The 13,386-nt window shown below is 36.6% G+C and carries 14 protein-coding genes; 7 read left to right on the top strand and 7 right to left on the bottom strand.

Features of this window, described 5'->3' with window-relative positions:
* Positions 1 to 25: 25 nt before the first annotated feature.
* The 5 genes from sucD to ACFIMU_RS02630 form a co-directional block, all read right to left on the bottom strand.
* The gene (gene sucD / locus ACFIMU_RS02610; RefSeq protein WP_375606078.1) at positions 26 to 928 is read right to left on the bottom strand and encodes a succinate--CoA ligase subunit alpha; all 903 of its coding nucleotides are present in this window, start codon (positions 926 to 928) and stop codon (positions 26 to 28) included.
* Between the two features lie 3 nt (positions 929 to 931).
* Positions 932 to 2,128: an ADP-forming succinate--CoA ligase subunit beta gene (sucC, locus tag ACFIMU_RS02615; RefSeq protein ID WP_375606079.1), complete on the bottom strand. Its 1,197-nt coding sequence runs from the start codon at positions 2,126 to 2,128 to the stop codon at positions 932 to 934.
* 91 nt (positions 2,129 to 2,219) lie between these two features.
* Positions 2,220 to 3,182: a malate dehydrogenase gene (gene mdh / locus ACFIMU_RS02620; protein WP_375606080.1), complete on the bottom strand. Its 963-nt coding sequence runs from the start codon at positions 3,180 to 3,182 to the stop codon at positions 2,220 to 2,222.
* Between the two features lie 288 nt (positions 3,183 to 3,470).
* The gene (gene zapE / locus ACFIMU_RS02625) at positions 3,471 to 4,670 is read right to left on the bottom strand and encodes a cell division protein ZapE (RefSeq protein WP_375606081.1); all 1,200 of its coding nucleotides are present in this window, start codon (positions 4,668 to 4,670) and stop codon (positions 3,471 to 3,473) included.
* A 98-nt stretch (positions 4,671 to 4,768) separates the two neighbouring features.
* Entirely contained in the window at positions 4,769 to 5,314 is a 546-nt protein-coding gene (locus ACFIMU_RS02630; RefSeq protein WP_375696798.1) for an AprI/Inh family metalloprotease inhibitor, read from the bottom strand.
* A 226-nt stretch (positions 5,315 to 5,540) separates the two neighbouring features.
* Between ACFIMU_RS02630 and dapF the strand changes: the two genes are divergently transcribed.
* From dapF to ACFIMU_RS02665, 7 genes are all read left to right on the top strand, one after another.
* Entirely contained in the window at positions 5,541 to 6,392 is an 852-nt protein-coding gene (gene dapF / locus ACFIMU_RS02635) for a diaminopimelate epimerase (RefSeq protein WP_375614921.1), read from the top strand.
* Complete coding sequence (mtaB, locus tag ACFIMU_RS02640; RefSeq protein ID WP_375609976.1) at positions 6,392 to 7,675, top strand: tRNA (N(6)-L-threonylcarbamoyladenosine(37)-C(2))-methylthiotransferase MtaB; 1,284 nt, start codon at positions 6,392 to 6,394, stop codon at positions 7,673 to 7,675. Before dapF ends, mtaB begins: the two co-directional genes overlap by 1 nt.
* 14 nt (positions 7,676 to 7,689) lie before the next feature.
* The gene (ftsY, locus tag ACFIMU_RS02645) at positions 7,690 to 8,958 is read left to right on the top strand and encodes a signal recognition particle-docking protein FtsY (protein WP_375614920.1); all 1,269 of its coding nucleotides are present in this window, start codon (positions 7,690 to 7,692) and stop codon (positions 8,956 to 8,958) included.
* Positions 8,955 to 9,641: a septation protein A gene (locus ACFIMU_RS02650; RefSeq protein ID WP_375606086.1), complete on the top strand. Its 687-nt coding sequence runs from the start codon at positions 8,955 to 8,957 to the stop codon at positions 9,639 to 9,641. The genes ftsY and ACFIMU_RS02650 overlap by 4 nt, the downstream gene beginning before the upstream one ends.
* A 62-nt stretch (positions 9,642 to 9,703) precedes the next feature.
* The gene (gene gloB / locus ACFIMU_RS02655) at positions 9,704 to 10,465 is read left to right on the top strand and encodes a hydroxyacylglutathione hydrolase (RefSeq protein ID WP_375606087.1); all 762 of its coding nucleotides are present in this window, start codon (positions 9,704 to 9,706) and stop codon (positions 10,463 to 10,465) included.
* A gap of 2 nt (positions 10,466 to 10,467) precedes the next feature.
* Entirely contained in the window at positions 10,468 to 10,965 is a 498-nt protein-coding gene (locus tag ACFIMU_RS02660; RefSeq protein WP_375606088.1) for a hypothetical protein, read from the top strand.
* Between the two features lie 196 nt (positions 10,966 to 11,161).
* Positions 11,162 to 11,629: a hypothetical protein gene (locus ACFIMU_RS02665; RefSeq protein ID WP_375606089.1), complete on the top strand. Its 468-nt coding sequence runs from the start codon at positions 11,162 to 11,164 to the stop codon at positions 11,627 to 11,629.
* Between the two features lie 22 nt (positions 11,630 to 11,651).
* Here ACFIMU_RS02665 and ACFIMU_RS02670 read toward each other — a convergent pair whose 3' ends face one another.
* Together ACFIMU_RS02670 and ACFIMU_RS02675 are read right to left on the bottom strand one after the other, a co-directional pair.
* Positions 11,652 to 12,548, bottom strand: coding sequence for a ParB/RepB/Spo0J family partition protein (locus ACFIMU_RS02670; RefSeq protein WP_375606090.1), 897 nt, complete (start codon positions 12,546 to 12,548; stop codon positions 11,652 to 11,654).
* A 40-nt stretch (positions 12,549 to 12,588) separates the two neighbouring features.
* Positions 12,589 to 13,386 (bottom strand): ParA family protein, encoded by a 798-nt coding sequence (locus ACFIMU_RS02675; RefSeq protein WP_375606091.1) that lies wholly within the window; start codon positions 13,384 to 13,386, stop codon positions 12,589 to 12,591.

The raw sequence follows: 13,386 nt of genomic DNA on the forward strand, positions 1-13,386 counted from the left end.
TTTCTTATTCAGGTGAAACTTTCTTTTAGCCTTTCAAAACTGACATCAAAGTCTTACCTATCTGTGATGGCGAAGAAGACACACGAATCCCTGCTGATTCCATTGCCGCAATTTTATCTTCTGCTCCACCTTTACCACCAGAAATAACAGCACCAGCATGTCCCATTGTGCGTCCTGGAGGAGCCGTACGGCCAGCAATAAAGCCAACAACTGGCTTTTTACGACCTTTTCTTGCTTCATCTTGCAGAAACTGTGCTGCTTCTTCTTCAGCAGAACCACCAATCTCACCAATCATAACAATAGACTCGGTTTCATCATCCGCTAAAAACATTTCCAACACATCAATAAATTCAGTACCCTTAACAGGATCGCCACCAATCCCTATAGCAGTTGTTTGTCCGAGACCTTCCTGACTCGTTTGAAAAACGGCTTCATAAGTTAAAGTTCCCGACCTCGAGACAACGCCAACAGAACCTTTTCTAAAAATAGAACCAGGCATAATACCAATTTTACATTCATTTGGTGTAAGAATACCGGGACAATTAGGACCAACAAGACGCGACTTTGAGTTTTCTAATCGCGCCTTTACTTTCACCATATCCATAACGGGAATACCTTCCGTAATACAGATAATTAAACGAACTTCAGCTTCAATAGCCTCTATAATAGCTGCCGCAGCCCCTGCAGGAGGAACATAAATAACAGAAGCATCCGCGCCTGTTTTTTCTTTTGCTTCTGCAACATTAGCAAAAATAGGAAGAGTTTCGCCTTTTGAACCTTCCCATGTTTCTCCACCCTTTTTAGGATTAACGCCACCAACCATTTGCGTACCATGATAAGCAAGCGCCTGTTCTGTATGAAATGTTCCTGTTTTTCCTGTAAGCCCTTGAACGAGAACTTTTGTCTCTTTATTCACAAGAATCGACATAACTTAAGCTCCCTTCACGGCTGCAACAATTTTTTGGGCAGCATCATCTAAATCATCAGCAGGAATAACATTCAAACCACTCTCATTGATAATTGCTTTACCTTGCTCAACATTAGTACCTTCAAGACGAACAACCAAGGGAACCTTTAAACCAACCTCACGAACAGCAGCAACCACACCTTCAGCAATGACATCACAACGCATAATACCACCAAAAATGTTAACCAAAATGCCCTTAACATTCGGATCGGCCGTAATAATTTTAAAAGCAGCTGTCACTTTTTCTTTTGATGCTCCACCACCAACATCCAAAAAATTCGCTGGCTCTGCTCCATAAAGCTTAATGATATCCATTGTTGCCATAGCAAGCCCAGCACCATTAACCATGCAACCAATCGTACCCTCAAGAGCAACATAAGCAAGATCATGCTTTGATGCTTCTATTTCCTTTGGATCTTCTTCTGAAAGATCGCGCAATTCTAAAATATCTGGATGACGAAACAGAGCATTATTATCAAAAGAAACTTTTGCATCAAGAACGCGCAAGTGACCATCTTTCATCACAATAAGCGGATTGATTTCTAAAAGGCTCATATCTTTTTCACAAAATGCCTTATAGAGAATCGGAAAAAGCTTTTCACCATCTTCTCGCGCACTACTTTGTAGTTCCAACGCATCACAAAGTCTTGCACTATCAGCAGAAGTAACACCCTCTACAGCATCAATGGGAAGTGTGAATATTTTTTCTGGTGTCTCTTCAGCAACCGTTTCAATATCCATTCCACCTTCTGTTGAAACAACAAAAGCAATTCGACCAACGCTACGGTCAACCAAAAGTGAAAGATAAAGCTCCCGTTCAATATCGGCACCATCTTCAATATAAAGGCGGTTGACCTGCTTACCCTCTGGACCAGTTTGTTTGGTTACCAAAGTTTTTCCAAGCATTTCTTGAACATTTGCAACAACTTCTTCAACAGATTTTGCAAGCCTAACACCACCCTTTGCATCAGGACCAAGTTCTTTAAACTTACCCTTACCACGACCACCAGCGTGTATCTGACTTTTAACCACATAGAGAGATCCGGGTAATTTTTCCGCCCATTTTTCAGCTTGCTCTACAGAATAAACAGCGACACCATTTGCAATTGGTGCTCCATATTCATGAAGCAGACGTTTGGCCTGATACTCATGGATATTCATGCATTTGTCCTTTTCTTTTATGGATTATTATTAGTCCTAAAGTTATAATATTCTAAATACTTTAATTTTAATGAACAAAATCCTGTTCAATTTACTTGAGGCTAGGCACAAGAGCAATACAAGCTTCACAAAGCTTTTTAACCGCATTTACTGAATAATCAAAAGCACCTCTTTCTTCTTTATCAAGATCAATTTCAATGACTCGTTCAACACCACCTGCACCAAGTACAACAGGTACCCCAACATAGGTATCATTAACCCCATATTCCCCTGAAAGATAGGCTGCAACAGGCATAACACGCTTAGTATCCTTTAGGTAGGCCTCAGCCATAGAAACAGCAGAAGCTGCTGGTGCATAATAAGCAGAACCTGTTTTTAACAAACTAACAATCTCTGCACCACCATCACGGGTACGTTGAATAATTTGATCAATTCTTTCCTGTGTTGTCCAACCCATTTTAACAAGATCAGGCAAAGAAATACCACCAACTGTTGAATAACGCACCAAAGGCACCATTGAATCACCATGCCCACCTAAAACAAAAGCTGTCACATCTTTGACAGAGACTTTAAGTTCTTCAGATAAAAAGTAACGAAAACGCGCTGAATCCAGAACACCAGCCATACCAACCACTTTATGCACTGGAAGAGCTGAAAATTTCTGCAATGCCCATACCATTACATCAAGGGGATTTGTAACACAAATAACAAAAGCTGAAGGTGCATATTTTTTAATTCCAGCACCAACTTGTTCCATAACTTTTAGATTAACACCCAAAAGATCATCACGGCTCATACCAGGTTTCCGTGCAACCCCTGCTGTTACAATAACAACATCAGCACCTTCAATTGCATCATAGGCATTTGCCCCTTTTAAATGAACATCGAAACCATCAACAGGTGAAGACTCAGCAATATCAAGAGCTTTACCCTGTGGTACACCTTCTGCAATATCAAATAAGATAACATCACCAAGCTCTTTAAGCCCAATAATATGTGCCAAAGTACCACCAATCATACCTGAACCAATGAGAGCTATTTTTTTTCGTGCCATTTTATTTTTTCCTAACTTTTAGACAATCCAGCGCACACTCATTTGCGTCCGTATACTGAATATTTTTGACTTCAACCATATTTAAACAATATCATAAAAAGGAGTAAAGCAATGAAATTTACAAATTTCTCTCTTCACAAAAACAATAACCCTCCGCACAAACAACTATTAGAAAATTATCATGATGTATCGATAAAGTGAATTTAAAAAAAATACAACAGAATTATTGCATATCTTTAATTTCAAAGAGTTATTATTTTTACAGTTTACGTAAAGGTAAAAGTATAATCAATGCTTCTTCTTCAAAAGAAAATGTTCTTCCCAAAGTTTCAAATAATCGTGACTTTGCATTTCAAAAAGACGTGACTGTGTTCTTTGAAACTCAAATGTTTCCGTGATCTGCGCATGCCCCTTATACAAATGCTCCACATCTGCTGCTGCAGACATAAATAATCGTATGTGGCGCTCATAAAGAGTATCAATGAGCAAAATAAACCGTTTTGTTTCATTGCGACATGTATCATCCATAACCGGTACATTATCGATAAAAATCGTATGATAACGCTCGCCTAATACCAAATACTCAGCCGCGGCCAAAGGCTGTACACACAAATCTCGATAATCAAAGCGTGCACATCCCGCACCAAAACGCGGAATAGGAATAAGGCGCCCTTTTATAGAAAACTCATCAGATATCTCCTTATTTCCTTGCAATACAAGTGCCCATGCTTTATCCATGCATTCATCTGCTTTTTTCCCTAAAGGTGTTACATACACGGGCTGTAGATTTGATTTTTCAAGACGATAATCTGTTTTTGCATCAAGATTAACAACACGAACATATGCTTTTAAAACTTGAATAAAAGGCAAAAAGAGTTCGCGATTTAAACCGTTATAATAAAGGTTATCGGGCGCCACATTTGAAGTTGCAATAAAGAAAATTCCTTTATCAAACAAAGCAGAAATAAGCCGCCCCAACACCATAGCATCAGCGATATCTGTTACACTAAATTCATCAAAACAAAGCACCTTTGTTTCTCGTGCAAGATCTTCAGCAACAGCTAAAATAGGATTATCCTGTTTAGATTTTGTATGCCCAGATGCTTGACGATACAAATTAATGCGCTCATGCACATCAGCCATAAAGTCATTAAAATGGGCGCGCTTTTTATGACCTTTCGGCAAACAAGAAAAGAACAAATCCATCAGCATGGTTTTGCCCCGTCCTACTTCACCATAAATATACAGCCCCTGAAAAGATCCATTTTCAGCCCCTTGTTTTGCAACACGAGCAATATTTTGTTTTTTCCTTTTAAGTATTCTTTTTAAAAAAGACAAAAATACCAAAAACCAAGGACGAGAAACATTTTGTTCCTCAATTTTTTTTAATAAATGATCAAAATGCTCTGTTAAAACTAATTGAGCTGGATCAAAACAAACTTCTCCTTTAGAGACCAACTCCTTATAGCGTGTTGAAACGAGAATCATCCAAACAACCTTTTTCAAACCGTTCTCAATGAAAAATACAAATTTTTTTCACGAATCTGTTTCTATAACTTACTTTTTCATAAACGGTCAAAAATGATTTAACGACTTAAAATAACGGGATAATCATCAAGTGTGCGTCCCTCAAAACGATCAACATTTGAAGAATAAAAAACGAGGATAACACGTCCAGAGTTATTATAAAAATATAATCTTTTTCCTTTAACAGCCCACGATCTCACTTGGGAAGCAATTCCTGGACAGTGTAAAGGACCAGCACGGTACCCTTGTCCAAACTTTGTTTGTGGAGTTGCAATCCGGCAAACTTTTCCTCCCATAGAAAGATTCCATACCCCAGCAATACTTGCAGGAAATAAATCAGTGGCATTGCTTGGCAATTCGAGACTAGCCATTCGTCCATCGCTCTGAGAATCTCCTTTTTCATACATCGGAGCGTTTGCATCTTCAGATATCGACGAAGAAGTGGACGACAGATCAGACGCTTCTAATATTGTCATTTGTTGAGATGGATAAAAAACTTCTAATGCGTTACCATCGTCATTACCATCAAACCGTGTTGTTGAACATCCCCCTAAAAACATTACAGTTGATAGTGCAACGAAAAACGAAACTTTTGAAAACGCCATGTCTGTACTCTCTCCCACAGCAATAAATAAGCTTATAAAAAATCAAGTGAATATTTGTTATAGTTACAAAGATAAATTAACAAATGAAAAAAAACAGGATTTAAATTACTTATTTTAAATGAAATAATTTATATACCCAATTTTATATTTATTAAACACTAGAAATTTATAAGATTTTCAGTCATATATCCCTTAATTAAGTAATCATTAGAAATAGAGAAGTTTCATGAAAACGCCATTTAGCAAAATGGACGGTCTTGGAAATCAAATTATTGTTGCGGATATGCGTGAAAGCGCACATGCTTTTACACCACAAGCAATCCTTGCTTTATCGGTAGATCCCGAAATGCATTTTGATCAAATCATGGCTATCCACACACCAACCCAGAAAAAAGCCGACTTCCGCATCGAAATATGGAATGCTGATGGTTCAAAAGCTAAAGCTTGTGGCAATGGTACCCGCTGTGTTATTGCATGGCTCACAGACCGTAATTTTGGTGAAAATTTTCGTTTAGAAACTCCTGCTGGCATTATTGAAGGAAAACGCCAAACCGGCGATCTTATCTCTGTTGATATGGGATGCCCAAATTTCAATGCAAAAGAGATGCCTGTTTCACGTGAAATAGTTGATACCAATCACGTAGAAATTACGGCTGGTCCTCTAAAAGATGCTTGCCTTATATCCATTGGCAATCTCCATGCTATCTTTTTTATTGAAAATGATATTCAACATTTTCCTTTAGAAAAATATGGACCAAAACTTGAACATGATCCCCTGTTTCCCGAACGGTGCAATATTTCCATTGCTTGCATAACGTCAAAGAAAAGTCTAAATTTACGCACATGGGAGAGAGGGGCAGGATTAACACAAGCATGTGGGAGTGCTGCTTGTGCAAGTGCTGTGGCTGCTTATCGTCGTGGACTTACAGAGCGCCATGTTGATGTGAATTTACCAAAGGGAGCTCTTAATATTTTTTACCGAGAAGACAATCATATTATCATGACAGGACCAATAAAATATCAATTTAGTGGTTTTTTAAGCCCTTTAACAGGGTGCTACAAAAAGGATCACTCCTGATGGCAGTAGAAATTGTAACTTTTGGTTGTCGACTCAATAGCTACGAATCGGAAATAATTCGCAAAGAGAGCACTTCTTCAGGGCTAAACCAGCTTAAAGATGGTGCTATTATTTTTAATACCTGCGCTGTCACTGCCGAAGCCGTACGACAAGCAAAACAAGCTATCCGCAAAGCGCGACGTGAAAATCCTCATGCGCGCATCATTGTAACAGGATGTGCAGCCCAAACAGAAGCACAAAATTTTGCCTCAATGACAGAAGTGGATCTCGTTTTAGGAAACGAAGATAAACTTCACGCCCATTCTTATCGTCAACTTCCTGATTTTGGTATTAACCATACCGAAAAGGTGCGTATCAATGATATCATGGAAGTGAAAAAAATTGCTCCACATATGGTTAGTGCAATGCAAGAACGTACCCGCGCTTTTGTACAGGTACAAAACGGATGCGATCACCGCTGTACATTTTGCATTATTCCTTATGGACGTGGACCATCTCGTTCAGTTCCCATGGGTGCTGTCATAGAACAAATTAAAAAGCTGACAGATGTGGGTATTCAAGAAGTGGTCCTTACAGGTGTTGACCTTACAAGTTATGGCCACGATCTTCCTGGAAAAGCTACTCTAGGAAAATTAACTTCAGCTATTTTGCATCATATTCCTGACTTAGCGCGATTACGCCTCTCATCTATTGACTCTATTGAAGCAGATGAAGAACTCATAAATCTTTTAGCCTATGAAAAAAGAATCATGCCCCATTTGCATTTATCTTTGCAAGCAGGTGATAATATGATTTTAAAACGGATGAAACGACGGCATTTGCGTGAACATGCCATTCAATTTTGCCAAGAATTGCATGCCAAACGTCCTACAATGGTTTATGGTGCCGACTTAATTGCTGGTTTTCCTACCGAAACAGAAGAGATGTTTCAAAACAGTCTTGCTTTGATTAAAGAGTGTAATTTAACCCACCTACATGTCTTTCCCTTTAGTCCAAGAGAAGGAACACCTGCCGCACGTATGCCACAAATCAACCGTAGAATAGTGAAAATGCGTGCTGAAAGACTACGTAAAGCAGGTGAGGAAGCTTACCAAAAGCATCTTGCTCATTTAAAAAACAGTCAACAAACAATTCTCGTTGAAAGAGATGAAATCGGACGAACGGAAGATTATACTCTTGTACAAATTAAAGGTGTAAAAGCAGGAACAATTGTTCAAGCCCTTATCGTTGACCATGATGGCGATAAATTAATTGCTGTCCTTCCAAAATTAAACGCTGCTTGAACAGGAAATTTCTTATGACAAAATCTTTTATAAAAAAAATATTTTCTTTTAACAAATCTAAAGAGCAGGAAATGGAACAAATTTCTATTCCTGATAAAAGTGATATCATAGAAAAAAAGAAGGACAAAAATGAAAGAACAAAAAACAACGAAATCTCTATAGATACAGAAAAAGAAGAACAAACAAAAAATAAAAAGTCAACACCTACAAAGTGTGATGAAAAATCTCCACCTTTAGAATCTCATTCTGATAAAGCTTCCCTTTCTGTTAAAATTCCCCCTTATGGAAAAATTATTGTCACAAACACCATCCGTGAAAAAAAGGATGAAGAAATTTTGTCTGAATCCTTTGTTGAACAAAAAAAGACAGCGTGGTTTGGACGCCTTAAAAAAGGTCTATCGCTTTCTTCACAACGCCTAAGCGGATCAATTAGTGACCTCTTTGTTAAAAGAAAACTTGATGAAGCTACACTGCAAGAGCTCGAAGATATTCTGATTCAAGCTGACCTCGGTGTAGAAACGGCAACGCGCATCACAAATACTTTAGCTTCCAGTCGTTATGGAAAAGACCTCTCTCCAGATGACATTCATACTATTGTAGCTGATGAGATCAAAAAAGTTCTGGAACCTGTTGCAATACCATTAGAACTTGATCTCAGCCATAAGCCTCATGTTATTTTGCTAGTAGGTGTAAATGGCACTGGAAAAACGACAACTATTGGAAAACTTGCCGCCAAATTAACAGCAGGGGGATTAAAAGTTATGCTTGCAGCCGGTGACACTTTCCGAGCCGCAGCTATTGAGCAACTGCATATTTGGGGTGAACGTACTGATTCTCCTGTTATTTCTACAAAATTAGGTGCAGATGCTGCAAGTTTAGCCTTTGATGCTTTTGAGAAAGCAAAAAAAGCAAACAGTGATGTATTAATTATTGATACAGCAGGACGTTTACAAAATAAATCTGAATTGATGGATGAGTTAGCAAAAATTATTCGTGTTTTAAGAAAACACACCCCCCAAGCGCCCCATACAATCCTTCAAACACTTGATGCAACGACCGGACAAAATGCACTCAACCAAGTGGACATTTTCCGTGATATTGCTGGTGTTAATGGTTTGGTCATGACAAAGCTGGATGGAACAGCACGAGGAGGAATTCTTGTCGCTATCGCAGCAAAATATAAATTACCCGTTTATTTTATCGGTATAGGAGAGAATATTGAAGACCTTCAACCCTTTTCTGCTTCTGACTTTGCCGAAACTATTGCAGGAAAACATGTATGAAACAGCCTTTATCTAACCCTAATTCACATAATAATTCTGAAAAAAATGTGAATAACAATAAAAAAACGCCCCTTTCACCAACACTTAAGTTTCTTTTAGAAATGGGACCATTGGTCGCCTTCTTTTTTGCTAATTATAAAGGAGAATGGTTGATAAAAAACATTGAATTTTTTCAAAATTTTAGCAAGCCTATTTTCCCTGCAACAGCTATTTTTATGGTAGCAATTATTATTTCTCTAAGCTTATCATGGATCCTTGCAAAACAAATTCCTATTATGCCTCTTATTTCGGGAATATTTGTTTTAGTTTTTGGTTTTTTAACTCTCTGGCTTCATAATGAAACTTTCATAAAAATGAAACCAACAATCATTAATAGCTTATTTGCTTTGATACTTTTTGGTGGAATGTTTTTTAAAAAACCGCTTTTGCGTTATGCTCTTGATTCTACCTTAAAACTTGATGATTTAGGCTGGCAAAAATTGACCTATCGTTGGGCGTTTTTTTTCATTTTTCTTGCTCTTTTGAATGAAATTATTTGGCGCAATTTTAGCGATAATTTTTGGACGAGTTTCAAAGTTTTTGGCGTCATGCCTATAACAGTCCTTTTCATGCTTACCCAAATGCCTATCATTATAAAACATTCAAAAGGACTTTTTACAGAAGAGGACAAATCTGATTCTTAAAAAACTTACCATCACAAATTATTTTATAGATTCATTGCGAAACACTGTTCAGGAGAAAAAACATGCTGATTGAACAGTTTATCTGTCGAGAAGATAATTTTGGTGTGCTCATTCATGATGAAAAAAGCGGTATGACAGCCGCAATAGATGCTCCAGAAAGCAAAGCGATTCATAACGCTTTAAAGCGCCGTAATTGGACACTTAACACTATTTTTGTGACTCACCATCATCACGACCATGTAGAAGCCCTAGCAGAATTAAAACAAGTTTACAATGCTATAATTATTGGACCAGAAGCAGAAAAAGAAAAGATTCATCATCTTGATCAAACACTTCACCATGATGAGAAACTTTTTTTTGGTTCTCACACACTTTTAGCTCTATCAACACCTGGCCATACGCTAGGAGCGCTATCTTACTATTTTTCTGAAAAAAAATTACTGTTTGCTGGAGACACACTTTTTTCACTTGGTTGTGGACGTCTTTTTGAAGGAACAGCTGCACAAATGCTAAATTCTTTAAAAAAACTTCGTAAACTTCCCGATGAAACACTCCTCTATTGTGGACACGAGTACACAAAAAATAACGCTCTTTTCGCGCTAACAATTGACCCACATAATAAAAAACTCCAGCAAAGAGTAGAAGATGTTTTTTTACTGCGCGCAAAAAATGCCATGACTCTTCCTGTCACTTTAGGGCAAGAAAAAACAACAAATCCCTTTCTCCGCTGGGATGATAGTGTGTTGCGAAGAAACCTTGTAATGGAAGAAGAAACAGATGAAGAAGTCTTTGCTGAAATTCGAAGAAGAAAGGATAATTTTTAATCATGCTTAAGTTCGTATTACGTTTGTTCCTCCTTTTTCTTTTCGTGATACATATTCAACTAACAAGGGCAGAGGAAAAGGAAACAGATAATTCTTCTCTTATATCATCTCTCATCGCAAATTATCCCTTAACAGAAGATTTTTTTTTAAAGCTGGAAAAAATTGAAAAAGAATGTAAAAATTTACTTCCAGAAACAAAAAATAATCTTATAAGTTATGATTCTAGTATCCATTCTAGTATTGAAAATTACACTACCTATATTTCTAGTAAACCAAAACTTGTAAATATTTTAAAAGAAAATAATATAACACCGAAAGATTTTGCTTCAGGAACCTTAGCTCTTAAAGAAATATCAACGCTTCTCATATTTGTACCTGAAAAGGAATATTCTACTGAGAAAAATACTATATTTCTAAACAATCTTGAATTTGTTAAAAAACATTTTTTTAAAGCGACAATTCTTTTAGATAGCTGTGAAAAACTCATTTTGAGCAACTAATCAGCTATGAGACATTAAAAAATATCATCCCATTAATCTAATAAAAAAGTCCGTGCATTAAAAAATCACCGTGTTTTTATCATTCCTAATAATTGTGTTTATTTCGATTACATTTAACAAATGTTTTTCTAAAAATAAAGAATAACAGACGAAAAAATATTTATTGAAATTCAAAAAAGAAAGGATAATTTTAGTCATGTTTAAACTTCTATTGTGCTTTTTCTTCATTTTTCCTTTTGCATCATACGCTCAAGAAAAAAAACAAGAAATAGATGAGCTTTCTTTTATATCGCCTTTCATTGCAAATTATCCCTTAACAGAAGATCTTCTTTTAAAGCTGGAAAAAATCAAAATAGAATGTAAAAATTTATATTCAAAACCAGAACAAACGAATAAAAAAAGTGATTTAAATACTTATAATGATAATATTGAAAAATACGCTGCCTATATTTCTAATAATCCAAAACTTGTGAATATTTTAAAAGAAAATAATATAACACCGAAAGATTTTGTTGTTGCTCACCTAGCACTTCAAGCGACATTGTATGTACTTACTAATGAAGAAAATTCTACTTATGAAAAAAACTTTTTACCTTCAAGCAATATAGAATTTGCTAAAGAGCATATGTATAGAATAATAAAAATTTTAAAAGATAACTGTTAAAAAACATTTTTAGAACAATTGATTAACTTTGTAAACGCCGACAAATTTCATCTAATTGTTCTAATGAAGAGTAATGTATTTTTAAATCTCCACCTTTTTTACCATGTCGAATAATAACTTTCATTCCTATCACATCTGCAAGTAATTTTTCTAAAGATTTTGTTTCAGCATCTTTCTCCGAATTGGTACGTTTTTTAGTTTTAGGATTAGCTTGCTCATATGCAAGTATTTCTGTTTGACGTACAGAAAGCCCTTCACGAATAATTTTCTCAGCTAAATCTTGTGGATTATCAACGGTTATAAGACAACGTGCATGACCTGCGGAAAGTTGTCCATCAGTTAAAAATTGTTGTACTTTTTCTGGAAGTTTTAACAAACGAAGCGTATTTGCAACATGACTACGACTTTTTCCTATAACTTGCGCTAAATCTACTTGCGTATAATCATGTTCATTTAGAAGCATCTCATATCCCTTTGCTTCTTCGATAGGATTAAGATCTGCACGTTGAACATTTTCAATAATTGCCAATTCCAAAGCCGTTTTATCATCTACATCGCGAATAATAACTGGCAATTGGTTTAAATTTGCACGTTGTGCTGCACGCCAGCGCCGTTCACCAGCAATCAATTCAAACCGATGAGGATGATCTCTTAAAGGCCTTACAATAACCGGTTGAACCACACCGTGTTGACGAATTGATTGTGTCAAATTATCAAGCTCTGTTTCAGTAAAATGACGCCGAGGATTATGAGGATTACATGAAATAGATTCAAGTGGAATAAATTGCTCAGAAAGACTACCGGATTCATTTAATTTATCAAAGCTTGATGAACGTGCAATATTATTGTTTAAATTGATATCTCCAATCAATGCCGCTAATCCACGTCCTAGTCTTTTTTTTGAGAGATCATCATTCATAATTTTTCTCTTTGAATTTTTAGATTATTTTTTTATATTTCTAAGCAGCAGCGCGTGCTTGTTTTTCACGTTGAATCACTTCTGATGCTAGACGCAAATAAGCTTGACTTCCAGCACATTTGAGATCGTAAAGCAATACAGGTTTACCAAAAGAGGGCGCTTCTGATACTCTTACATTTCGTGGAATAACAGTACGATAAACTTTATCTCCCATAAAAGAGCGTACATCTTCAACAACTTGATTTGAAAGATTATTACGTCCATCATACATTGTTAGAACAATACCTTGGATCTCTAAAGATGGATTAAGTACGGATCGCACTTGTTTTACTGTTTCAAGTAATTGACTTAAACCTTCAAGTGCTAAAAATTCACACTGCATAGGCACTAAAACAGAATCCGCAGCCCCCATAGCATTAAGTGTTAAAAGATTAAGGGAAGGAGGACAATCAATTAAAACATAATTGAATTTTTTTTCCATTTCCGGATCATCATAGAGAGCTTTACGTAAGCGTTGTATGCGATCTTTTGATGAAGAAATTTCCATTTCCACTCCTAAGAGATCAAGTGTAGAGGGAACTATATAAAGATTGGGTACGGCTGTTTTTAAAGCCGCCTGTGTAATTGAAACGCCCGAAACCAAAACATCATAAGAAGATAAAGGACGGCTATTACGATCAATCCCTAAACCTGTACTAGCATTACCTTGTGGATCAACATCCATAATAAGGACATTTTCACCAATAGCCGCTAAAGCTGTAGCAAGATTAATTGCTGTGGTTGTTTTTCCGACTCCACCCTTTTGGTTTGCAATAGCGATAATTCGTGTTTCGCTCAT

Source organism: Bartonella sp. AC70YNML, assembly GCF_042196545.1.
Taxonomy (GTDB): domain Bacteria; phylum Pseudomonadota; class Alphaproteobacteria; order Rhizobiales; family Rhizobiaceae; genus Bartonella.